This is a genomic window from Pseudomonas sp. Pc102 (assembly GCF_018408275.1).
GTDB lineage: Bacteria > Pseudomonadota > Gammaproteobacteria > Pseudomonadales > Pseudomonadaceae > Metapseudomonas > Metapseudomonas tohonis.
The window spans coordinates 2,988,254-3,012,748 of sequence record NZ_AP021905.1 but is presented as its reverse complement, the minus strand read 5'-3'; the positions used below and the strand labels follow the sequence as shown (position 1 = coordinate 3,012,748).

The window sequence follows — 24,495 nt, the reverse complement described above, 5'->3', positions numbered from 1 at the left end:
AGGAGTGACACCCATGGCCGTCCCGATCAAGCTCGTGCTCAGCGCCGCCCTGCTGCTGCTCGCCGCCTGCCGCAGCGACCCGATCAACTTTCACACCCTGACACCGCTCCAGGCCGGCGATGGCCGGCCGGCAGGAGCGGACATCCAGATCGAAGGCATCAGCGTGCCACCGCAGGTGGACCGCCCGCAGATCGTCATCCGCCAGGGCGACAGTGGCCTGGTGATCCTGGAGACCGAATGGTGGGGGGCGAGCCTGGTGGACGAGCTGAGCAGCGCCCTGGAGAACCAGCTCGCCAACAGCAGCCTGCCGCGCCGGGCCTCGGTGCGCCTGGACGTGCAGCGCTTCGACTCCGTGCCCGGCCGCTACGCGCTGCTCGACGTGCGCTGGCGGCTACGCCCCACCGACGCCGGCGACAAGGCCCTGTTGAGCTGCCGCAGCACCCTGCAGACACCCGCCGGCCCCAGCATCGACGCCCTCGTCATTGCCCACCAGAAGAACATCGAGCGCCTGGCCGAAGCCATCGTCCGGACGACCGGCAGCGACAAGGGGCAGTGCCCGTAGAAGACCCAGGCCAGGGCGGGCAGAAGCCGGTTCCAGGCCCTGGCGAGTCTGTTCTATTCTTGGCGCTGGCTCAGCGATTCCACGCGATTGAGGAAGGAGAAACGTCATGGCGACATTCGAACCCGGCCACCTGCACATCGAGCGTCACGCGCTGAACGAGCACGACGTCAGCTACAACCTGTGCATCGACTACGAAGTCTCCCAGGACCCGAAGGAAGGCAAGGGCATGCTCTTCACCCTGCACGGCAGCATCATGGGCAAGGACCTGAAGGAGACCTTCTTCCTGCCCAAGGACCTGGCCTACAACTTCGCCAGCAACGTGACCAAGATCGCCGAGAAATACGGCATACCCAAGGCCATGAGCGGCATCGGCTCCATGCACAAGCACTACGACGCCATGTTCGAGGACGTGCGCGCGCAACTGAACATGAAATCCGGCGACCCGGTGAACCCCGAGCATCTGGAATGACCCGTCGGTAGCCCGGGTTGCGGTGCCGAAGACTGCGCTCATGTAGGGTGTGCCGCCGCAAGGTGTTCCAGGCCACCTGGAACGCCCACAGCATGGGTTTCGCTTCGCTCTACGCCATCCTACGAAAGCACGTCCGTAGCTTGGACTTCAGTCCGGGAACAACTCCGTGCCATCCCCGGGCTGAAGCCCGGACTACGGTGCCAGGGGTTGGGCTCTTGTAGGGTGTGCCGCGCGCACCGCCGCTCGGTGTTCCAGGCAAGGCAGTGGACGCCTGGAACGCCCGCAGCATGGGTTTCGCTTCGCTCTACGCCATCCTACGAAAGCACGTCCGTAGCCCGCGCGTCGTTGAAACGGCGCTGCAATGCAAAAGGCCCATGCTTGTGCATGGGCCTCTTGGTTTCATGATCGTCCGGGATCGCTGGAGCCTGGTGTCGCGTAGCCCTGTGGGGCCTGGATCAGAAGAACTCGCCGCGCAGAGTCAGCATGAAGTTGCGCGGAGCACCGTAGTAGTTGCCGTATTCGGAGGTTCCCACGGTCTCGTAGTAGCGACGGTCGAAGAGGTTGTTGCCGTTGACGGCCACCGTCCAGTTGTCGTCCACCTTGTACTCGACCATCGCGCCGTACACGGCGTAGCCGCCCTGGGTGAAGTCGTAGGGCGTCTCGTTGATTGGATTGCCGATGGAGTCGAAGTCATAGGCCATGCCGGACACGTAGTTGGTGCTCTGCACCTCCACGCCGCCGCCCACGCGCCATTTCTCGAGCTGGCCCGGCAGGGTGTAGACGGTCCAGAGCTTGGCCAGGTGGCGCGGGGTGATGCTGGTGTAGTCGCTTTTTTCGGTCTGGTTGTCGGTGAGGTTGAGGGTGTAGCCCGCGATCACTTCCCAGCCGGGGGTGATCTCGCCGGCGGCTTCCAGGTCGATGCCCTTGCTGATGATCTTGCCCTGGCCGATGAAGCAGCAGCTGACGCTGTAGCTGTCCGGCGGACGACGATAGGCGGGGTCGGTCATCGCCTCGTTCAGGCGCTTGGTGTAGAACAGCGCGCCGGAGAGGTTCAGGCGACCGTCGAAGAGCTCGCCCTTCAGGCCCATTTCATAGGTCTTGCCGGTCATGGGCTCCACGACGTCGGGATTGCCGACCGGTCCTTTGCGCTTCTGTGCCTGGGGCTTGAAGATCTCGGCATAGCTGACGTAGGTGGACCACTCGTCATCCAGCGCGTAGATCAGGCCACCGAAGGGCACCAGCTTGGTCGGCTCGCGGTAGCGGGTCGAGGGCTCGTACTTCCAGACACCAGCGGTCTTGATCTTGTAGTCCTGCTCGTACTTGTAACGCTGCGCACGGGCACCGAGCACCAGCTTCAGCGGGTCGGTCAGCTGCAGGCGCACAGTGGAATAGACGCCGTACTGTTCGCGGGTGTTGGGGCTGTAGTCGCGCCAGTAGTCGTGGTCGGTGGCGTTGGTGGGCAACGGCGACGCGCCGGGGTTCCACAGGTCGATGTAGCCCCCCTTGCCGAGCATGCCGTCGGCGGCGCGCCAGCGGCTGGTGACCTTCTGGTAGTCGGCACCGACCAGCAGTTCGTGCTGGCGACCGAAGGCGTCGAACGTGCCGCTGAGGTTCACGTCGAAGACCGACTGCTTGCTCCAGGACGACACGTAGCTGCCCCACCAGTAGGGGCCGATGTTGGTGGTCTCGTCCACCGAGCCGTAGGGGATGATGCCTTCGGTGTCGGACTTGTTGTACGTGTAGGTGTAGCTGGTGTTGAGCTTCCAGAATTCCGACAGGTAGTGGTCGATCTTGAAGAAGACTTCCTCGTCGTGGCCGTCCATGTAGGCCTGGCCGGTGGTGTACCAGGTGTGGCGCGGCAGGTGCAGGTCGCCGCCACGGGAGTAGCGCGGCAGGCCGTCGCCGGTGCCGTTCTCGTGGGTGCGGGCGTAGCTGGCACCGACGGTCACCATGGTGTCCGGGGTGAGATCGGCCTCCAGCACGCCGTAGAAGAAGGGTTCTTCGGTGCTGCGGTTGTCCATGAAGTACTGGCGGTCCTCGTAGGACACCACGGCGCGGCCGCGCAGCTTGCCGTCGAAGCCCAGCGGGCCGGTGACGTCCGCTTCGGTGCGGTAGTTGTCCCAGCTGCCGGCGGAGGCGTTGAACTTCAGCTGGTACTGGTCCAGCGGGCGCTTGCGCACCAGGTTGATGATGCCGCCCGGGTCACCGGTGCCGCCCAGCAGGCCGGAGGAGCCGCGCAGGACCTCGATGTGGTCGTACTCGGCCAGGTTGTACAGCTTGTTGCCGTAGAAGGTGCCCACGCCGGAGCCGATGTCCATCGGCGCCGCGCCATCGATCTGCACGTTGTCGATGCCGAAGCCACGGGAGGCCAGCTTGGGCAGGCGGTAGGTGCCGTTCTTGACGGTGATGCCCGGCGTCATCTTCATCGCGTCGGACAGCGTGGTCATGCGCCGGTCCTCGATCAGCTGGCTGCTGATCACCGACACCGACTGCGGGGTTTCCTTGAGGCTGGTAGGCGTCTTGGAGCCCACGCTGGTCAGCCCCGTGGTGTAGGAGCCGGAATTCTCGGTGGCCTCGCCCATCCCCTGGCCGGAGACGAAGGTGGTGCCCAGGTCGAGGACGCTGCTTTCCCCGGCGCCGCCGGTGAGGAGGACCGTGTTGTTCTCGATGCGGTAGGTGACGCCAGCGCCCCTGAGCAGGGTTTCCAGGGCGGCTTCCACCTCCATGTTGCCGCTCACGGTGGTCGACAGCTTGCCCCTGACCAGATCGGCGCTGTAGAGGATCTGCACGCCGGTCTGCTCGCTCAGGGCGGTCAGCGCCCGGTCGAGGGCTTGCGCGGGGATATCCAGCTGTTTCGGGGCTGCACTCACCGGCCCGCCCAGGACCGCCCCAGCACCATCGCCGAGAACAGCGCGCTCAATGGCCGCCGCGAGGCATAGGGCAATCTCCATGAACGCCGTTCAACATCGTACTTCTGCATGCTTTACCGTCCTGTCGTGAGAGTGCGGCGCCACTTCGCTGGTGAAGCGCCGATGTTCGGATGTGCCCTGCCGACTGCGCCCTTGGGGAATGCGGTTATGGATGAGGGCACTTACAGGACGGATAGCGATAAAAAAAATTTAATCGAACGGTGAACCCGGGTACATCGAATCAGTCAAAGGCCGCCTTTCGACAGCCCGAAGTGCGTTCCATGCCTGGATGGCCAGGCCCTTCTCTCGGCGCCGCGTGATGGGGTTCGCTGCGCTCGCGGAACGCCGCCCGACATCCTGCGAAATCGCCTGGATGCACGACGCCCGGCCCTGGGGCCGGGCGTCGTCGTGGGCGCCTCAGGTGGCTTGCAGCTGACGCGCCTTTTCCAGCAGCACCGCCCGTTCCTCGGGGCTGAGGGCATCGAGCCGCAGGCGCGCCTGGGCCAGCTTGAGCAGTTGCCCCGGCACCGTTTCCAGCGCCCGCAGGGCCTGCGCCAGGGCGGCCGGCGTCGGGTGGTCGAAGACGATGCCCGGGTTGGCCTCGCACTGCAGCAGCTTGCGGATGCCGGCCACCAGCTTGATCACCAGCAGGGAATGCCCGCCGGCGGCGAAGAAGTCCTGGTCCATGCTCAGGCGCTCCAGCCCGAGCAGTTGCGCCATGCGCGTGGAGAGCAGTTCTTCCAGGGCGTCCCGGGGTGCCACGAAGTCACGCTGCACCGCTTGCAGCTCGCGGCCCTGCAGGGCCTGGCGGTCGATCTTGCCATTGGCCAGGCGCGGCATGTCCGCCAGTACCTGCACCTGTGCCGGCAGCATCGATTCGGGCAGGTAGGCCCGCAGGGCGCCACGCAGCTCGCTGGCCGGGTCCTCCGGCAACGTCCCCTGCACGACGACGAAGGCCACCAGTTCAGCCCCCTCGCCCGGGTGCCGGACCACCACCGCCGCCTCGGTGACCGCGGGCAGCAGCAGCAATGCCTGCTCGGTCTCGGCCGGCTCCACCCGATGGCCACGGATCTTCACCTGCTGGTCCTTGCGCCCGTAAAGCTGGATGCCGCCCTCGGGCCGGTAGCGCGCCAGGTCGCCGCTGCGGTAGAGCACCTGACCCGGGTCGAAGGGATCCGCGACGAAGGCCTCGCGCTGCTCGGCGTTGGCAGCCAGGTAGCCACGGCTGACCTGCTGCCCGCCGATGTACAGCTCGCCGAGCACGCCCACCGGCACCGGCCGGCGTTGCTCGTCCAGCACATGCACGCGGTTGTTCGCCAGCACCCGGGTCAGCGGGATGCCCAGCTCGCCCAGGTCGGCCTCGACCACGGGATGGACCAGCACCCCCACCGTCGTCTCGGTCGGCCCGTAGTGGTTGAACAGCCGGCAGTCGGGACGGATGCGCAGCACCCGCTCCGCCAGCGCAGGCGGCAAGGCTTCCCCGCCCAGGACGAGCGTGCGGGGGAGGTTCGGCCGCTCGGCCTCCAGCAAGGCGGCCAGGTGCGAGGGCACCATCTTCAGGCAGTCGATCCGGTTCGCCTCCAGGTAGCGGGCGAAGGCCGCGGGGCTTTGCATGGTCGGGTCATCCGCCACATGCAGGGTCGCGCCGTTGTACAGCGCCCCGAACAGCGCGGTATTGCCCAGGTCGGCCGAGACGCTGGAGGAGAAAGCCACCTGGCGGCAGTCTTCCAGCCCCATCGCCTCGCTGGCGGCGGCGGTGTAGTTGAAGAGGTTGCGGTGCTCGATCACCACGCCCTTGGGCAGGCCGGTGCTACCGGAGGTGAAGAGCACATAGGCCACCTCCTCCCCCGTCGTGGCATGGGCCGGGGGCGCGTCCCCCGCGGCCTCGTCGGGCCCGCCCGGGACCTGCAAGGCCTTCACGCCGGCGATATCGGCCACCTCGGTCGCCACCAGGACCCGGCGCGCCCCGGCCTGTTCCAGCACCTGCGCCTGGCGCGCCGGGGGCCACAGCGGGTCCAGCGGCACGTAGGCGGCACCGAGCCGCCAGGCGGCCAGCAGGGAGACCACCCAGGCGATCGAGCGCGGCAGCGCCAGGCCGACGAGATCGCCCGCGCCGACACCGCTGCGGTGCAGCCTGGCGCTCAGCTGGCGCACCTGGGCGTCCAGTTCGCGCCAGGTCAGGGCCTCCTCGCCACAGGCGATGGCGATGCCGTCCGGCGTCCGCTCGGCCCAGCGGGCGATGCGTTGCGGCAGCAGCCCCTCGGCCTGCCCGAGATCGCGGGGTGCCGGGTTGAGCGCCAGCAGGCGCGCGCGCTCCGCCTCACCCGGCGGCGGCAGTTCGCACAGCTGGGGGTCACCCTCCAGCATCGCCTGCAGCAGGCCCAGGTATTGCTCCAGCAGCCCGTGCATGGCGGCCTGGCCGTAGAGGTACGCGCGGTACTCCAGCGCCAGCGTCGCCGGCACGCCCTCCTCGCTCAGCACCTGCAGCAGCAGGTCGAACTCCGCCGCCTGGTCGGGCAGCGCCCGCGCCTGCCAGGTGCTGCCGGCGATCTCGCGCCCGGGCAGCGCCGGTCGGCTGGTGAACCCGCAGGCCAGCGTGGGGGCGGCGGGCCCGCTGCCGGCGATCCAGTATTCCTGCCAGGTTTCGTGTTGCTCCAGGCGCGCTGCCAGCGCGGTGCAGGCCGCACGCAGGCGCCCATCGCCGTCGAGCGCCTGGCACAGCGGCAGGGTCCTTTCCAGCACGCCGGGTGCCCCGGCGAAGAATTCATAGGTGCAGCGGGCATCGTGCCGCCACGCCGCGAGCAGGGTCGAACGGCCACTGATGCGGGCCAGCAGCGCCCACCACCCGGCTTGCAGGACCCGCTCCACCGGCAGCCCATCGGCCCGCGCCAGACGTTCGAGGCCGGCCACCAGCGCCGGGGCCAGCCGCCGTTCAAGCACCTCCCCACGGCCGGTCGCGACGCGCCCGCTGCGGCGGTAGGGCAGGTCGGGGGACGCACCGCCCGCGCCCAGGTGCTCCGCCCAGTAGCGCTTGCCCTCGGCGGCGTCCTCATCCACCGCCACCTCCGCGTGCCATTCCAGGTACTGCTCGAAGCTGGCCGCCGCGTCGTCATCGCCAGCGCCCTGTCCACGGCCCGCATAGGCATCGAACAGCGCCTCGCAGAGCAGCCCCATGCTGCGGGCATCGACGATGAAGCGCGCCACGCCCAGGCTCAGGCGCCAGCGACCCGGCTCCAGGCATTGCAGCAGGCCGCCCAGGTGGACCCCGCCGGGGATCGGGTGGGACGCACCGGCCCACGCCTCGAAGAGCGCCGCCACCGATGCCGCCGGGCCGGGCTCGGCCACCACCTGCAAGGGAAAGCCGCCCCCCTCGCCCGCCAGTTGCCGAAGGCCGTTGTAGCCCGGCACCTGGCCGATGCGCGTGGCCAGCACCGGGAAACGCTGCACCAAAGCGTCCAGCGCGCCCCGCAGGCGGGCCAGGTCGAGCTCGCCCGCGATCTCGACCTGCACCAGGTGCGCCACCTCGGCCCAGGTGCCTTGCTGCGCGGCCTTGTCCAGCAGGCGCTGCTGCTCCGGCAGCAAGGGGAACCCGCTGTTCACTGCATCCATGCTCATGCCTGCACCTCGTTATCCAGTTGTTGCACCTGCGCCGCGGACGGGCGTTCGAGTTCGCGCCGATCGAACATCTCGCTCATGGCGACGACGATCTTGCGGGGCCCCTCGAAGGGGTCGCGGGCGTGGGCCGCGAGCATGTTGTCGAGCAGCAGCACATCGCCCTTCTGCCAGCCCGGGCGCACGGCGCAGGCCTCGTAGAGCTCGCCCACCTGCTGCATGATCGCGTCGCTGATCGGCGAGCCGTCGCCGAAGTAGACGTGCCGCGGCATGCGCTCCAGGCCGTAGAGGGCCAGCAGGTCGTCGCGGACGTCGGCGTCCAGGCAGTGGATGTGGTGCAGCTGGACCTGGTTGAAGAAGCTTTTCTCAAAGGTCACCGGGTGGCGGATGATCGCCGGGCACGGCGTGCGGATCTGCAGCCCGTCGTTCTCCAGCCACGACCACTGGATGCCGGCGGCCTCGCAACGCGCCTCCACCTCGGCGCGTACCTCGGTCTTGAAGAAGTGCTGCCAGGGCACGTCCAGGTCACCGCTGAAGGTACGCACGTAGAGCAGCCCACGGCTCTCGAACAGGTCGCGCAGGGCTTCGGGCATCCGCCGGTACATCTGCCGGCAGTCGACGATGGGCGTGGCGCCGCCGATGGGCGATGGCAGCTCGCAGAAGAACAGCTGCTTGCGCGGCCAGCGGTCCTGGTGCGAACCCTCGTTGTGGAACAGGATCATCTTCTGCTCGGGGTACGGCGTGGAGCGGTAGGTGTTCTTGCCGCCCTCCTTCTTCGGCAGGTCGCCGTACTGGCCGTAGAGCCCGGGCTGCACCGCCTCGGCGAAGGCCTCGAAGTCGTGGATGTCACGCAGGGCGAAGCCACGGAACAGGATCGCGGCATGGCGGGCCAGCTTCTCCTCCAGCAGCGGCCGGTTGGCCTTGGCCCAGAGCACCAGGTCGATCCCCGGGTCGCTGGGCTCCATCATCAGCGGGAAGTCCTGCCCGGGCACCACGAGGGTCTCCCGGATCGGTCCCTGGGCTTTCGCGGGTGCCCCGCCCTGGGCCTTCTTGAGGAACTTGCCCAGCTTGTCCGCCTTGTTGCGGACCGGCGCCTCGGCGCTGGCCGCTGTGTGAGTCGGCATGTCGATATCCTCCGATCTGATATTCGGGTCGCCTGTGATCTGTTCAAGAATTCCGATCCAGCCCTCCAGCAGCGCGCCGATGCGCTCGCCGTCGAACAGGTCGCTGGCGAACTGCCAGGTGCCTTGCAGGGCATCGCCGTCCGCCTCGACGAACAGCGCCATGTCGAACTTGGAATAGGCGGTCGCCGAGTCGATCGGCTCGATCCGCATCCCGGCGATGGAGCGGCTCGCCAGCGGCAGGTTGCTCATCACGAAGAGCACCTGCACCAGCGGGTTGGCGCCCTTGTGGCGCGGCGCGGCAGCGGCCTCGACGATCATGTCGAAGGGCAGGTCCTGGTGCTCGAAGGCGTCCAGCGCGGCCTGCCGCGTCTCGTCGAGGAAGGCCGAGAAGGCCTTGCCGGCCTCGTACCGCGAGCGCACCGGGAGCACGTTGACGAAGAAGCCGATCAGCGCCTCCAGCTCGAGTTGCTCGCGCCCGGCCACATCCACCCCGACGACGATGTCGTCGCTGCCGCCGAGGCGGTGCAGCATCAGCTGGAACGCCGCCAGCAGGACGTTGTACAGCGTGGTGCCCTGGGCGCGGGCCAGCGCGTTCAGGCGGCGGCCCAGTGCCGGCGCGATCACGAACGAGCGTTCGCGGCCCGCCAGCGTGGGGTTGGCCGGGCGGCTGCGGTCCGTCGGCAGCGCGAGCAACCCGGAGTAGCCGGACAGCGCACCGGCCCAGAACCCGGCCTGTGCCTGCAGCACGCCGGTGCGTTCCAGGCCCAGCTGCCACTCGGCGAAGTCGGCGTACTGCAGGGGCAGTGGCGGCAATGGCGAGGCGTCGCCGTCGCGCAGGCGGCCGTAGATTTCCATCACCTCGCCGGCCAGGACCGACAGGGACCAGCCATCGGAGACGATGTGGTGCATGGCGAACAGCAGCACATGCTCCTCGGCGCCCAGGCGCAGCAGGCGCGCCCGCAGCAGCGGCGCCTGCAGCAGGCTGATGGGGCTGCGCGCGTTGTCTTCCACCGCCTCCGCCACGCAGGCGCTGCGCGCATCGGGCGGCAGCGCGGACAGATCGAGCAGCGGCAGCTCGATCTCCAGGTCCTCGGTGACGACGGCCTGCGGGTCGCCTTCGTCATCGGCCACATAGGCGGTGCGCAGCACGTCGTGGCGGCGGATGACCGCGTTCAGCGCGCGGGCGAGCAACGGGGCCTGCAACTCGCCGGTCAGGCGCAGGGCCATGGGCATGCCATAGGCGCCGCTGGCGGAGAACTGCTCGATCACCCACAACCGCCGCTGCGCCAGCGACAAGGTCGGCGCACCGCGGCGCGGTGTGACCGGCGGCCTGGCGACCTGCACAGGCTCCGGGGAACGGCTGCGCAGGCGCTGGGCGAGCGCGCCGAGGACCGGCGCCTCGAAGAGGTCGCGCAGGCTGACCGGTTGCTCGATGCAGCGGCGCAGCCGCGCCACCACCTGGGTGGCCAGCAGCGAATGCCCGCCCAGCTCGAAGAAGTGGTCGCCACGGCCGACCCGCTCCAGCCCGAGGACGCCCTGCCAGACCTCGGCCAGGCGGCATTCCAGTTCATCGGCCGGGGCCTCGAAGCGCTGCTGTTGCGAGGCGGCATCGGGGGCCGGCAGGGCCTTGCGGTCCAGCTTGCCGTTGGGGCTGAGGGGGAAGCGCTCCAGCAGCACCAGGCACGCGGGCACCATGTAGTCCGGCAACTGCGCCTTGAGCCGCTCGCCCACCGCTGCGCGCCAGCTCGCCTGCTGCTCGGCATCGGCACCGAGCAGCGTGCTGTCCTGGGGCACCACGTAGCCGACGATCTGCAGGCCGTTGGCACCCGGCAGGGCCAGGACCACGGCGTCGCGCACGCTGTCCTGCTCCAGCAGGCGCGCCTCGATCTCGCCCAGCTCAATGCGGAAGCCCCGGATCTTCACCTGGTGGTCGACGCGGCCGACGTACTCGATCTCGCCCTCGGCGCTGTAGCGCGCCAGGTCGCCGGTGCGGTACAGGCGGGCGCCCGGTTCGGCGGAGAACGGGTCGGGGATGAAGCGCTCGGCGGTCAGGCCCGGGCGGTTGAAGTAACCCCGTGCCAGCAGCGCGCCGCCGATCACCAGCTCGCCGATCATGCCCACCGGCGCGGGCAGGCCCACTTCGTCCAGCAGGTAGATGCTGCGCCCCGGCAGCACCCGGCCGATGGGCAGGGTCAGCGGCAGGGGCCGCGCCTCGCTCACATAGGGCGCGCAGTCGAGGGTGGTGGCGGTGACGGTGGCCTCGGTGGGCCCGTAGGTGTTGAGCAGGCGGATGCCGCCCAGGCCCGCCTGGCGCCAGGCCGACAGCGCTTCCGGCGGCATCGCCTCGCCGCCGCTGTGCACCTGCCGCAGCGCGCCGTAGGGGCGCGGGCCGACCTCGGCGAAATCGCGGGCGATCATGCTCCAGTAGGCGGTGGTGAGGTCGACGACGCTGATGCGCTTGGCGATCAGCTCGCGGTAGAAGGTCTCGCTGTCCCAGATCTCGTTGCCGCGCAGCACCACCGCCGCGCCGCAGATCAGCGCCGGGTAGAGCTGCTCGACGAAACCGTCGAAGTTGAAGGTGGAGAACTGCAGCACCCGGTCCTGCGCCCGCAGGTCGAAGAAGTCCAGGGCCACCCAGGCATGCCGGGCCAGCGCCTGGTGGCTGATGCCCACGCCCTTGGGGCGCCCCGTCGAGCCCGAGGTGAACATGACGTAGGCCAGGTTGTGCGGGTGCAGGCGCACCTGCGGGTCGCTGCCTTCGAGGCCTTGCCAGGCATCGCCCTGGTCCAGGCACAGGCGTGGCAGGCCGGCGGGGATCGGCAGGCTGTCGAGCACGGTCTGCTGGGTCAGCACCAGTGCCGCGCCGCTGTCCTCGATCATGCACAGCAGGCGGTCGGCCGGGTAGCCCGGGTCCAGCGGCACATAGGCACCGCCGGCCTTGAGCACCGCCAGCAGGCCGATCACCAGGTCCGGCCCCCGCTCCACGGCCAGGCCGACCCGCACGTCCGGCCCGACGCCCAGCGCCATCAGGTGCCGGGCCAGGCGGTTGGCACGCAGGTTGAGCTCGGCATAGGACAGCTCGCGCTCCTCGAACAGCAGCGCCGCGGCGTCCGGGGTGACGGCCGCCTGGGTGGCGAACAGCTCATGCACGAAGCGCTCGCTCGGGTAGTCGAGCGTCGCGCTGCTCCAGGCCTCCACGAGCTGCTGCCGCTCGTCCGCCGCCAGGTAGTCCAGGCTGCCGAGGGCGGCGTGGGGGTGCGCGGCCATCAGCCCGATCAGGCAGGTCAGGTGGCCCGCCAGGCGTTGCACCACCGCATCGGTGAAGTGCGCCCGGTCATGGCTGAACTCCAGCACCAGGCCGTCGTCCAGGCTCACGCTCAGGGTCAGCGGGTAATGGGTCCGCTCGTGATTGGCCACCTCGCCGAAACGTAGCCCCTGGGGGGCGCCCTGTTGCAGCGCGGCGGACATGGGGTAGTTCTCGAACACCACCAGGGTGTCGAACAGGCTCTCACCGCCCTGCCCGGCCCAGCGCTGGATGTCGTAGAGCGGCGTGTGCTCGTGTTCGCGCAGCGCCAGGTTGAGCGACTGCACCTGCTCCAGCCACTGCGCCACGCGCTGCTGCGGCGCGGGGGCGGCGATCACCGGCAGGGTGTTGATGAACAGGCCGACCTGCTCCTCGATGCCCTCCAGTTCGGCCGGGCGCCCGGCGACCGTCGCGCCGAAGGCCACCGTCGCCTGCCCGGTGTAGCGCTGCAACAGCAGCAGCCAGGCGGCCTGCACCAGAGTGTTGAGGGTCACCTTGGCCTGCCGGGCCGCGTCCTGCAGGCGCTGGCTGGCTGCACGGTCGAACTGCACGCGGTGGTCCCCATGGCCACTGCCGGCCAGCGGCATGGGGTTGGCCCTGGCCAGGCGGGTCGGTTCTTCCAGGCTCGCCAGCAACGGCCGCCAGAAGCGCTCGCCGGCCTGCGCGTCGCGCTGCTGCAACCAGGCGATGTAGTCGGCGTAGCGCCCCGCACGGCTGGGCAGCGCCTGCCCGGCGTACTGCTGCAGCACCTCGCCCAGCAGCAGGGACAGGCTCCAGCCATCGACGAGGATATGGTGGTGGGTCAGGACCAGGTGGCAGCGCCCCTCAGCCAGCAGCACCAGCTTGATGCGCAGCAGCGGCGCGACGCCCAGGTCGAAGCCGCGCGCGTGCTCGGCGGCCGCCAGGTCATCCAGGGCCTGGTCGAGACCGTCGCGCCCGCGCCAGTCGAGCACCTCGAAGGGCACCTCCACCTGGCGCTGGACGAGCTGCAGCGGCCGCTCCATGTCGGCCTGCCAGAGGAAGGCGCTGCGCAGCACGTCGTGGCGGTCCATCGCCTGCTGCCAGGCCGCCCTGAAGCGCTGCGGCTGCAGGCCGTCGGCATCGACGCGCAGCTGGTTGATGTATTCCGCTCGCGCGCCCTGGTAGAGGCTGTGGAACAGCATGCCCTGCTGCATCGGCGACAGCGGGTAGATGTCCTGCAGCTGCGCCGGTGCCAGCGGCAGGCCGTCCAGTTGCTCCTGGGTGAGCGGCATCAGCGGGAAGTCGGACGGCGTAACGCCACGGTTGTCGCTGGCACAGCAGTGCTCGACCAGCTCGCGCAGCGCCTGCGCATAGGCATCGGCCAGGCCTTGCAGCGTCGCCTCGTCGAAGCACTCGCGGCTGAAGCACCAGTCGACGGCCAGTTGCCCGTCGTAGACCTGGCCGTTCAGCACCAGGCGATTGGGCAGCGGCGCCTCCAGGCTCTGCTCCCGCCCGGCCGGCTCCCGCGCCGGAACGAACAGGCCGCCCTCGCCGGCGAAGCTGCCATCGAGCTGCCCGAGGTAGTTGAAGGTGACGCCCGGCTGCGGCAGGGCCGCCATCCGCGCCTGCATCTCTTCGCCACCCAGGTAGCGCAGGGCGGTGAAGCCGATGCCGTTGTCCGGCACGCGGCGCAGGTCTTCCTTGATCCGCTTGATCGACCCGGCCAGGTCGTCCTGCGGGTGCAGGTGCACGGGGAAGAAGCTGGTGAACCAGCCCAGGGTCTGGCTGACGTCCGGGCCGTCGGGCAGGCCGTCCCGCCCGTGGCCTTCGAGCTGCACCAGGGCCGAGGCGTGGCCGGTCCAGCGGCACAGCACCCGCGCCAGCGCGGTCAGCAGCAGGTCGTTGATGCGCGTGCGATAGGCCGCAGGCGCGTCCTGCAGCAGGCGCCGGGTCAGGTCCTTGTCCAGGCGCGTGCTGGCGTGCGCCGCCTGGCGGTAGCTGGCACGGCCCTCGCGCCGTTGCGGCAGGCCGACTTCGGCGCCGCCCAGGTAGGCCTGCCAGAAGCCCAGTTCCTGTTCCGCTCCGGCGCGGCTGGCATGGGCCTGCAGCCGCTCGGCCCAGGCCTTGACCGACGCGCTCTTCGGCGCGAAGGCAGGGGTGGCGCCCGTAGCCGCCTGCCCATAGGCCTGCTGCAACTCGTCGAACAGCACCCGCCACGACACGCCGTCCACGGCCAGGTGGTGGATGACCACCAGCAACCGCTGGCTGGCATCGGGCAAGTCGATCAGCACCACGCGCAGCAAGGGGCCGTGCTCCAGGTCCAGGCTGCCCTGCACCTCGTCGCACAGCGCCGGCAGCTGCGCCTCGTCGCTCAGGCGGCGGTGCGCCAGAAGCGGCGCGTTCGACGGCGCGGCGAACCGGGCCTGCCAGCCATTGGCGCCCCTGGCGAAGCGCAGGCGCAGCGCGTCGTGGCGCTTCACCAGGGCGGCCAGGGCCTGCTCCAGGGCAGCGGCATCCAGGGCCTGCGTCGGTTGCAGGAGCACCGACTGGTTCCAGTGATGGGCGTCGGGGAAATCGGCGGCGAAGAACATCGTCTGCGCCGGCAGCATGGCGGTGGCACCGCTGAGGGGGCCCTGCTCCGCGAGTTCCTGCGCCTCGGCACGGCGGGCGACGGCGGCCAGGGCTTCGATGCTCTGGTGCTGGAACAGGTCCCTGGGGGTGATCAGGAGGCCCTGCTGGCGCGCACGGCTGACCACCTGGATGGAGACGATGGAATCGCCGCCCAGTTCGAAGAAGTTGTCCCGCGCGCCCACCTGCTCGATGCCCAGCACCGCCTGCCAGATCGCAGCCAGTTGCTGCTGCACGAGCGTGGCCGGCGCCACATAGGCCTTGCGCGACTGCCCCACCTCGGGTTGCGGCAGCGCCTTGCGCTCCAGCTTGCCGTTGGGGCTGAGGGGCATGGCCTCCAGCAGCACCCACTGGGCCGGGACCATGTAGTCCGGCAGCCCCTGGCGCAGCTGGCTGGCCAGCTGTTCGGTGTCCGGATCGCGTTGAGCGGGCACCACATAACCCACCAGTCGCTGGTCGACGGCCAGCACCACGGCTTCCCGGACCTCATCCAGCTCCATCAGCCGCGCTTCGATCTCGCCCAGCTCGATGCGCAGGCCACGGATCTTCACCTGGTGGTCGATACGGCCGGCGTATTCGATCACGCCGTCCTGGCGATAGCGCGCCAGGTCACCGGTGCGGTACATGCGCTCGCCGTCCACGAAGGGATTGGCGACGAAGCGCTCGGCGGTCAGTGCCGGGCGACGGTGGTAGCCCCGGGCCAGGCCGGCACCTGCCAGATACAGCTCGCCGAGGACGCCCACCGGCACCGGTTCGAGGTTGGCATCGAGGATGTAGCAGCCCAGGTTGGCAATCGGCTGGCCAATGGGCACGCCGTCCTTGCCTTCGTCGACGCAGGTCCAGTGGGTGACGTCGATGGCGGCTTCGGTGGGGCCGTAGAGGTTGTACAGGCCGGCCTGAGGCAGGCGCGCAAACACCTGCTGTTGAGCATCCATTGGCAGCGCTTCACCGCTGCAAACGATGCGCTTGAGGCGGGTGCAACGCTCCACCTGCGGGTCCAGCAGGAAGGCCTGAAGCATCGAAGGCACGAAGTGCAGCGTGGTGATGTTTTCGCGCTCGATCAGCGCCACCAGCCTGGCCGGATCACGGTGATCGCCCGGGGCAGCAACGACCAGGCGAGCGCCCGTCATCAGCGGCCAGAAGAATTCCCAGACCGATACGTCGAAGCTGAACGGGGTCTTTTGCAACACGCTGTCGCGGGCATCCAGGCCATAGGCCTGCTGCATCCAGCACAGGCGGTTGGTCAGCGCCGAATGACGGTTGCCGGCCCCCTTGGGCTTGCCGGTGGAGCCGGAGGTATAGATCACATAGGCGAGGTTTTCGGCGTGAAGCGCGATACCGGGATTGGTCTCCGGGAAGTCATCGAATAGCGCCTGGTCCAGATCGATGCGCTGCACGCCTTCGGCCAGCGGCAGCTCCAGATGCGACTGGCTCAGAAGCAGCTTCACGCCGCTGTCGTCGAGCATGTAGGCCAGGCGCTCGGCCGGGTATTCCGGGTCCAGCGGCACATAGGCGCCGCCGGCTTTGAGAATCGCCAGCAGGCCCACGACCATTTCGATGGAACGCTCGACAGCAATGCCCACCAGGCTGTCCGGCCCGACGCCACGGGCGATCAGTGCATGGGCCAGGCGGTTGGCGCGCTGGTTGAGTGCGGCGTAGCTGAGCGTTTCAGCGCCGAAGGCCAGGGCCGGGGCATCGGGGGTGCGTTGTGCCTGGGCTTCGATCAGTTGGTGCACGGGGATAACGAGCGGGTACTCGGTGGCCGTGGCGTTCCAGCCGTGCAGCTGGGTTTCACGCTCGTCGGGCGAGAGCAGCTGCAGCTCCGCGATGGGCGCATCGGGCCGGGTGACGATGGCTTCCAGCAGGCCCAGCCAGTGGCCGGCCATGCGCTCGATGGTAGCGGCCTCGAACAGGTCGGTGGCGTACACCAGGGCGGCGGCGAGGCCGTCGCCCTCGTCACAGGTTTCCAGGGTCAGGTCCAGCTGCGCGGTGCCGCTGTCCCAGGTCACGCCCTCGACCTTGAGGCCGGGCAGCCCGGAGAGCCCCGCCGCCTTGGCCTGGTGGCTGTACATCACCTGGAACAGCGGGTTGTGGCTGAGGCTGCGCTCCGGTTGCAGGGCTTCCACCAGTTGCTCGAAGGGCAGGTCCTGGTAGGCCTGGGCTTCCAGCCCCATCCGTTGCAGCTGTTGCAGCAGCTCGCTGAAGCGCGTGTTGCCGTCCATCACGCCCTGGAACACCTGGGTGTTGATGAACAGGCCGATCAGCCGCTCGCACTCGCGGCGGTTGCGGTTGGCCATGGGCACGCCGACGCGCACCTCGGCCTGGCCGCTGTAGCGGTGCAGCAGCACCTGGAAAGAGGCCAGCAGCAGGGAGAACAGCGTGGTGTCCTGCTGGCGGGCGAGGCCTTTCAGCGCCCGGGCCAGCTGCGGAGCCACCGGGATGGCGAAGCGGGCGCCACGGTGGCTCTGCACCGGCGGGCGGGCATGGTCGGTCGGCAGTTCGAGCATGGACCGGCCTTCACCCAGGCGTGCCTTCCACCAGTCCAACTGGCGCTCGCGCTCACCGGCTTCCAGCCATTGGCGCTGCCAGGCGGCGTAGTCGCGGAACTGGATCGGCAAGGGTGGCAACTGCGCCGCGGTGCCATCGACGGCGGCTTTATAGAACGCCAGCAGGTCGTCGACCATCACGCCCATGGACCAGCCATCGGTGATGCCGTGGTGGAGCACGATCACCAGCACCTGCTCCGCCTCCCCCGTACGCGCCAGGGCCGCACGGATCAGCGGGCCCCTTTCGAGATCGAAGGGTTGCAGGATGCGCGCTTCCAGGTAGTCGTGCAGCGCCGGCCGCCCTTCCCCGCTCCCTTCGGCGACCGGCAGGCGGGTCGTCTCCAGGCTGAAGTCGAACATCGCCTCGACCTGCTGGAAGACCTCGCCATCCTCTTCGACGAAGCGGGTGCGCAGGCTTTCATGGCGCTCGATCAGGGCGTGGAAGGCCTGCTCAAGCGCGCCGGCATCCACTGTCCCCTTGAGCCGGAGCACCACGGGGATGTGGTAGGCGGCGCTGTGCGGGTCGAGCTTCCAAAGGAACCATTGCCGCTGCTGCGCGTAGGACAGCGCATGGCGGCCGCGCTCGCAGGCCGGGACGATGGGCAGGCGCGCCACATCGATGCCCATCTGCCCGAGCTTGGCGAAGAATTGCCGACGCTTGCCGGCGTCCAGGCCACGCAGGCGCTCGACCAGTTCCTCGGCGCGGATATCCCGTGCGGCGCCTTGCTTAAGCATCATCTTTCTCCAGTTCGTCCAGCGCGTCGAAAATCATGTCGTACTCATCCTCCAGCCCGCCCGCGCCCAGCCTGGGCTCCAGGTAGGCCGCCAGCTCGGCCAGGGTGCGGGCCAGGTAGAAATCACGCAGGGGCACCTCGATGCCCAGCTCCTCGCGCAGGCGCGAGGACAGCATGACCAGCTGCAGGGAGTGCCCACCCAGCTCGAAGAAGTTGTCGTGGCGGCCCACCCGCTCCAGCCCCAGCAGGCCCTGCCAGATGTCGGCCAGGCGCTCTTCCAGCTCGCTGGCCGGCGCGGCATAGGCACGCTGTTGCAGCGCAGCATCGAGGGCCGGCAGCGCCTTACGGTCGAGCTTGCCGTTGGTGGTCAGCGGCAGGTGGTCGAGGAACAGCAGGTGCGCCGGCACCATGTAGTCCGGCAGGTGTTCGCGCAGGTGGGCCTTCAGCGCCTCGCGCAGGCTGGCTTCGTCGAAGTCGCCGCCAGGCACCAGGTAGGCCACCAGCTGCGGGCCGCCGTTGCCGTCCTGGGCCAGCACCGCCGCTTCGCGGATCGACGCGTGCGCCAGCAGCTGCGCCTCGATCTCGCCCAGCTCGATGCGGAAGCCACGGATCTTCACCTGCTGGTCCAGGCGGCCGATGTACTCGATCACGCCATCACTGCGGTAGCGCGCCAGGTCGCCGGTGCGGTACAGCCGCTCGCCTGTTGCCGAGAACGGGTCCGGCACAAAGCGTGTGGCGCTCAATGCCGGGCGCTTGAGGTAACCCCGCGCCAGGCCGGGGCCGCCGACATACAACTCGCCGGTACAGCCCTGGGCCACCGGGTTGAGGGCGCCATCGAGCAGGTACCAGGTCAGGTCGGGGATGGCCTCGCCAATGGGGCTGCTGGCGGCCTGGTGCAGGTCGGCCTTCGACAGCGGACGCCAAGTCACGTGAACCGTGGTTTCGGTGATGCCGTACATATTCACCAGGCGCGGCTGGGTATCGCCGAAACGCTCGAACCAGGGCGCCAGGCCTTTTACTTCCAGCGCTTCACCGCCAAAGACCACATAGCGCAGTGCCGACGCCTGATCGCTCGCCGCACAGGCCACGCCCATCAGCGCCTTGAACGCAGACGGGGTCTGGTTGAGCACCGTGACGCCTTCGCGGCAAAGCAGTGCGTGGAACTCATCGGGCGAGCGGGTCACCCACTGCGGGACGATCACCAGGCGGCCGCCATGGAGCAGCGCACCGAAGATCTCCCACACCGAGAAGTCGAAGGCGAAGGAGTGGAACAGGCTCCACACATCCTGCGGGCCGAAGCCGAACCAGGCGTCGGTGGCGGTGAACAGGCGCAGGGCGTTGGCGTGGCTGAGCAGCGCACCCTTGGGCTGGCCGGTGGAGCCGGAGGTGTAGATCACATAGGCCAGGTTGGCGGGGCTGAGGGCCACGTTGGGGTTGTCGTCACGGCCTTCACCGCTATCGGCTTCCAGGGGCAGTACGCGGACCTGAGCGGGAATGACCAGCCGCTCGCGGGCACTGTCTTCAGCCAGGAGCAGTTGCAAGCCACTGTCTTCGATCAGGTAGGCCAGGCGATCTTCCGGGTAGGCCGGGTCCAGCGGCACGTACGCACCGCCCGCCTTGAGGATCGCCAGCAGGCCGACGATCACCTCCAGCCCCCGCCCGGCGGCGAGGCCGACCAGGGTGTCCGGTCGCACGCCTTCGGCGATCAGGCGATGGGCCAGGCGATTGGCGCGGCGGTTGAGTTCGCCATAGGCGAGGGTCTGGCCTTCGAAGCTGAGGGCGATGGAGTCGGGCGCCTCGGCGGCGCGCTGTTCGAACAGCGAGTGCAGGCAGGACTCCACCGGGAAGCGCGTGGGCGCGGGGTTCCAGGCCAGCAGGTTGGCCTGTTGTTCGGCGCTGGACAGCATCGGCAGCTCGGCCAGGCGCTGGTTGGGGCTGGCGACCATGGCGCCGAGCAGGTTGCGCCAGTGATCGGCCATGCGCTCTACGGTGGTCGCTTCGAATAGGTCGCTGGCGTAGGTGAAGATGGCCTGCAGCCCCCTTCCCTCGACGATATCCAGGGTCAGGTCGAACTGGGCATCGCGGCCATGCACGGCGATCTGCTCGAAGGCCAGCCCCGGCAGCCCGGGACGCTCCGCTTGGACATCGTGCTGGTGGTTGAAGGCCACGTCGAAGAGTGGGCTGCGGCCCAGGCTGCGTTCCGGTTGCAGCGCCTCGACCAGTTGCTCGAACGGCAGGTCCTGGTTGGCCTGCGCCTCCAGCGTCGTCTGTCGGGTGCGCTGCAGAAGCTGGGTGAACGAGGATTGCCCGTCCACCTCGCCCCTGAGCACCAAAGTGTTGACGAAGAAACCGACCAGGCCTTCGGTTTCCAGGCGGTTGCGGTTGGCGATGGGCACGCCGATGCGGATGTCCGCCTGGCCGCTGTAGCGCGCCAGCAAGACCTGGAAGGCCGTCAGCAGGACCATGAACGTCGTGGCGCCCTGCTCCCGGGCGCAGGCTCGGACCTGCTCGGCCAGGGCCTCCTCGACGGCCAGGTCGAAACGCGCCGCTCGCATCGTCCGGTCGAGGGGCCGCCCATGGTCGGTGGGCAGCTCCAGCGGCGTCGTCGGCTGGCCGAGCTGCGCCAGCCAGTGATCCAGTTGCCGGTGGCGCGCGTCGGAGCCCATCCACTGGCGCTGCCACTGCGCGTAGTCCGCGTACTGGATCGGCAAGGCCGGCAGTGACGCGGCCTCGCCGCGCTGGTGAGCGGCGTAGAGCGCCAGCAGCTCGTCCACAATCACCCGCATCGACCAGGCATCGGAAACGATGTGGTGCTGGGTCAACAGCAGTACGTGCTCATCCGCCGCCAGGCGCCACACGCGCACCCGCAGCAACGGTCCCTGGCGCAGGTCGAACGTCCGTCGTGCTTCCTGGGCGATGGCGTTCTCCAGGTCCTCCGGCGCCAGCGCCTCGGCCTGGATACGCACGGCCTGCGGTGCATCCACCACCTGCCAGAGCTGCTCCCCGTCCTGGATGAAGCGGGTGCGCAACGATTCATGCCGTGCGATCAGGTCGCTGAACGCCCGCTCCAGGGCGGCGATATCCAGCTCGCCCTTCAGGCGCAGCGCCGAAGGGATGTGATAGGCGGCGCTTTCCGGCTCCAGTTGCCAGAGGAACCACTGGCGCTCCTGGGCATAGGACAACGGCAGCGGCTGCTCGCGGGAAACCGGCAGCAGCGGCGGCTCGGCCTGGGCCAGCGGTCGCTCGATGGCCCGGGCGAAATCGCTCAGCTGCGGGTGCTCGAACAGCGTGCGCAGCGACACCTCCCGTTGCAGTTGCTGGCGTACGCGCGACACCACCTGGGTGGCCAGCAGCGAATGCCCACCCAGCTCGAAGAAGCCGTCGTGGCGGCCAACCCGCTCGACCCCGAGCAGGGCCTGCCAGATATCCGCCAGCTGGCGTTCCAGGCCGGCTTGCGGCTCCACGTATTCCTTGCGCGACTGCACGGCATCCGGCTGCGGCAGCGCCTTGCGCTCCAGCTTGCCGTTGGGGCTGAGGGGCATGGCCTCCAGCAGCACCCACTGGGCCGGGATCATGTAGTCCGGCAGCCCCTGGCGCAGCTGGCTGGCCAGCTGTTCGGTGTCCAGATCGCGTTGAGCGGGCACCACATAACCCACCAGTCGCTGGTCGACGGCCAGCACCACGGCTTCCCGGACCTCATCCAGCTCCATCAGCCGCGCTTCGATCTCGCCCAGCTCGATGCGCAGGCCACGGATCTTCACCTGGTGGTCGATACGCCCGGCGTACTCGATCACGCCGTCCTGGCGATAGCGCGCCAGGTCACCGGTGCGGTACATGCGCTCGCCGGCCACGAAGGGATTGGCGACGAAGCGCTCGGCAGTCAGCGCTGGGCGACGGTGATAACCCCGGGCCAAACCCTTGCCAGCCAGATACAGCTCGCCGAGGACGCCCACCGGCACCGGCTCAAGGTTGGCATCGAGGATGTAGCAACCCAGGTTGGCGATGGGCTGGCCGATGGGCACCGCATCCTTGCCTTCGTCGACGCAGGTCCAGTGGGTGACGTCGATGGCCGCCTCGGTGGGGCCGTAGAGGTTGTAGAGCCCGGCTTGCGGCAGGCGCGCAAACACCTGCTGTTGAGCATCCACCGGCAGGGCTTCACCGCTGCAGACGATGCGCTTGAGGCTGACACAGCGCTCCACCTGAGGGTCCAGCAGGAAGGCCTGGAGCATGGAAGGGACGAAGTGCAGCGTGGTGATGTTTTCGCGCTCGATCAGCGCCACCAGCCTGGCCGGATCACGGTGATCGCCCGGAGCGGCAACGACCAGACGGGCGCCCGTCATCAGCGGCCAGAAGAATTCCCAGACCGACACGTCGAAGCTGAACGGGGTCTTTTGCAGCACGCTGTCGCGGTCATCCAGGCCATAGGCCTGTTGCATCCAGCACAGGCGGTTGGTCAGCGCCGAATGACGGTTGCCGGCGCCCTTGGGCTTGCCGGTGGAGCCGGAGGTGTAGATCACATAGGCGAGGTTTTCGGCATCCAGCACGACACCCGGATTGGCTTCCGGGAAATCAGCCAGCGACTCAATGTCCAGATCGATGCGCTGCACACCTTCGGCCAGCGGTAGCTCCAGGTGCGACTGGCTCAGCAGCAGCTTCACGCCGCTGTCGTCGAGCATGTAGGCCAGGCGCTCGGCCGGGTATTCCGGGTCCAGCGGCACATAGGCGCCGCCGGCTTTGAGAATCGCCAGCAGCCCCACGACCATTTCGATGGAACGCTCGACGGCGATGCCCACCAGGCTGTCCGGCCCGACGCCCCGGGCGATCAGCGCATGGGCCAGGCGATTGGCGCGCTGGTTGAGTGCGGCGTAGCTGAGCGTTTCAGCGCCGAAGGCCAGGGCCGGGGCATCGGGAGCGCGCTGCACCTGGGCTTCGATCAGCTGGTGCACCGGGGTATCGAGCGGGTACGCGGTGGCCGTGGCGTTCCAGCCGTGCAGCTGGGTTTCGCGCTCGCTGGGCGAGAGCAGCGGCAGTTCGGCGATGGGCGCATCGGGCCGGGTGACGATGGCCTCCAGCAGGCCCAGCCAGTGGCCGGCCATGCGCTCGATGGTGGCGGCGTCGAACAGGTCGGTGGCGTAGGTCAGGGCGGCATGGAGCTGGCCACCCTTTTCGTAGGTATCCAGGCTGAGGTCGAACTGGGTGGTCCGGCTGCGCCAGTCCAGCGGTGCGAAGCGCAGCCCGCCCGGCGCGCCGAGCGCTTCGATGTCCGCCACGTGCGGCTGGTGGTTGAACATCACCTGGAACAGCGGCGCATGGCTGAGGGTGCGTTCCACGGCCAGCGCTTCCACCAGGCGCTCGAAGGGCAGGTCCTGGTGGGCCTGGGCGCCGAGCACGCATTCGCGGACCTGTTCGAGGAGCGCACGGACCCGCAGCTCCGGCTGGAACCGTGCGCGCAGCACCTGGGTGTTGACGAAGAGGCCGATCAGCCCCTCCACCTCGGCGCGGTTGCGGTTGGCGACAGGCACGCCGATCCGCAGGTCGTCCTGCCCGCTGTAGCGCTGCAACAGCACCTCGAACCCCGCCAGCAGCAGCATGAACAGCGTCAGCCCCTGCTCCCGCGCCGCCGTGCGCAGGGCGCCGGCCAGGGGCATGGGGAGGGTGAATTCGTGGCGCTCGCCACGGTAGCTGGCCCGGGCCGGACGGGCATGGTCGACGGGCAGCTCCAGCACCGGCTGGCGGTCGCCCAGTGCCGCACGCCAGTAGGCCAGCTGGCGCTCCTGCTCGCCGGCCTCCAGCCAGCTGCGCTGCCACAGGGCGTAGTCGGCGTACTGCACCGGCAAGTCCGGCAGGCTCGCCACCCTCCCCTCGACGGCGGCGGCATAGAGCTGCCCGAGCTCGTCGATCAGCACGTTCATCGACCAGCCGTCGGAGACAATGTGGTGCAGGGTGAGCAGCAGGACGTGCTGCTCCGCGCCCAGCCGGATCAGCCGGACCCGCAGTAGCGGGCCCTGTTCGAGGTCGAACGGGCGCAACGATTCGGCCAGCGCCTCCTGGCGCAGGTGTTCTTCGCGGGCCGCTTCCGCCCACGCGCTGCAGTCCTCGAATGCCACGGCCAGCGGCCGCTGCAAGGGGCCAAGCTGCAGGCGCTCGCCGGAGGCGTCGAACACCGTGCGCAGCGAGGCATGCCGCGCCACCAGGCCGGCGAAGGCCCGTTCCAGGGCGCCCCCGTCCAGGGGGCCGCTCAGGCGCACGGCGCTGGGCAGGTTGTAGGCACCGCTCTGCGGGTCCAGCTGCCAGAGGAACCACATGCGCTGCTGCGCATAGGACGGGCACTGGCTGTCGGCGTGCTCGACGCCGGCGGGAATCGGGAAGACCGAGAAGTCGATCCCTTCGCCACGCAGGCTCTCCAGGAACATCCGGCGCTTTTCCAGGGGCAGCTCGATAAAGCGGCGGGCGAGCTTCAGGGAGTCTTCTGCGTTCATCTGTCGTTTCCGTACTCGTGGGCAGCACGCAATGCGTGCTCGATTGCTCAAGGAGAACGGACGGCAGGTGCGGAAAATTACCTGCGCGGCAATGCCACGGACACAGCACGACGACCGCACCCGCGCCACGGCAGGAAGGCCCCCAACGGGCCATCGGCGGGCGCGTC

The 24,495-nt window shown here is 69.1% G+C and carries 6 protein-coding genes; 2 read left to right on the top strand and 4 right to left on the bottom strand.

The features are described from left to right. Positions 1-13 precede the first annotated feature (13 nt). Both PHLH3_RS13970 and PHLH3_RS13965 read left to right on the top strand, forming a co-directional pair. Positions 14-562, top strand: coding sequence for a PqiC family protein (locus PHLH3_RS13970; protein ID WP_213629959.1), 549 nt, complete (start codon positions 14-16; stop codon positions 560-562). Positions 563-668: 106 nt separating this feature from the next. Continuing rightward, positions 669-1,031 carry a DUF5064 family protein gene (locus PHLH3_RS13965; RefSeq protein ID WP_213629957.1) on the top strand — a complete coding sequence of 121 codons (363 nt, stop codon included), beginning with the start codon at positions 669-671 and terminating at the stop codon, positions 1,029-1,031. 455 nt (positions 1,032-1,486) lie between these two features. Here the strand turns inward: PHLH3_RS13965 and PHLH3_RS13960 are convergent, their stop codons facing one another. From PHLH3_RS13960 to PHLH3_RS13945, 4 genes are all read right to left on the bottom strand, one after another. Beyond that, positions 1,487-3,901, bottom strand: coding sequence for a TonB-dependent siderophore receptor (locus tag PHLH3_RS13960; RefSeq protein ID WP_244863036.1), 2,415 nt, complete (start codon positions 3,899-3,901; stop codon positions 1,487-1,489). A 456-nt stretch (positions 3,902-4,357) separates the two neighbouring features. Beyond that, positions 4,358-7,555 carry an amino acid adenylation domain-containing protein gene (locus PHLH3_RS13955; protein ID WP_213629953.1) on the bottom strand — a complete coding sequence of 1,066 codons (3,198 nt, stop codon included), beginning with the start codon at positions 7,553-7,555 and terminating at the stop codon, positions 4,358-4,360. Beyond that, positions 7,552-17,853, bottom strand: coding sequence for a non-ribosomal peptide synthetase (locus tag PHLH3_RS13950; protein WP_244863035.1), 10,302 nt, complete (start codon positions 17,851-17,853; stop codon positions 7,552-7,554). The genes PHLH3_RS13955 and PHLH3_RS13950 overlap by 4 nt, the downstream gene beginning before the upstream one ends. Further along, complete coding sequence (locus PHLH3_RS13945) at positions 17,843-24,328, bottom strand: non-ribosomal peptide synthetase (protein ID WP_213629951.1); 6,486 nt, start codon at positions 24,326-24,328, stop codon at positions 17,843-17,845. Before PHLH3_RS13945 ends, PHLH3_RS13950 begins: the two co-directional genes overlap by 11 nt. Positions 24,329-24,495 lie beyond the last annotated feature (167 nt).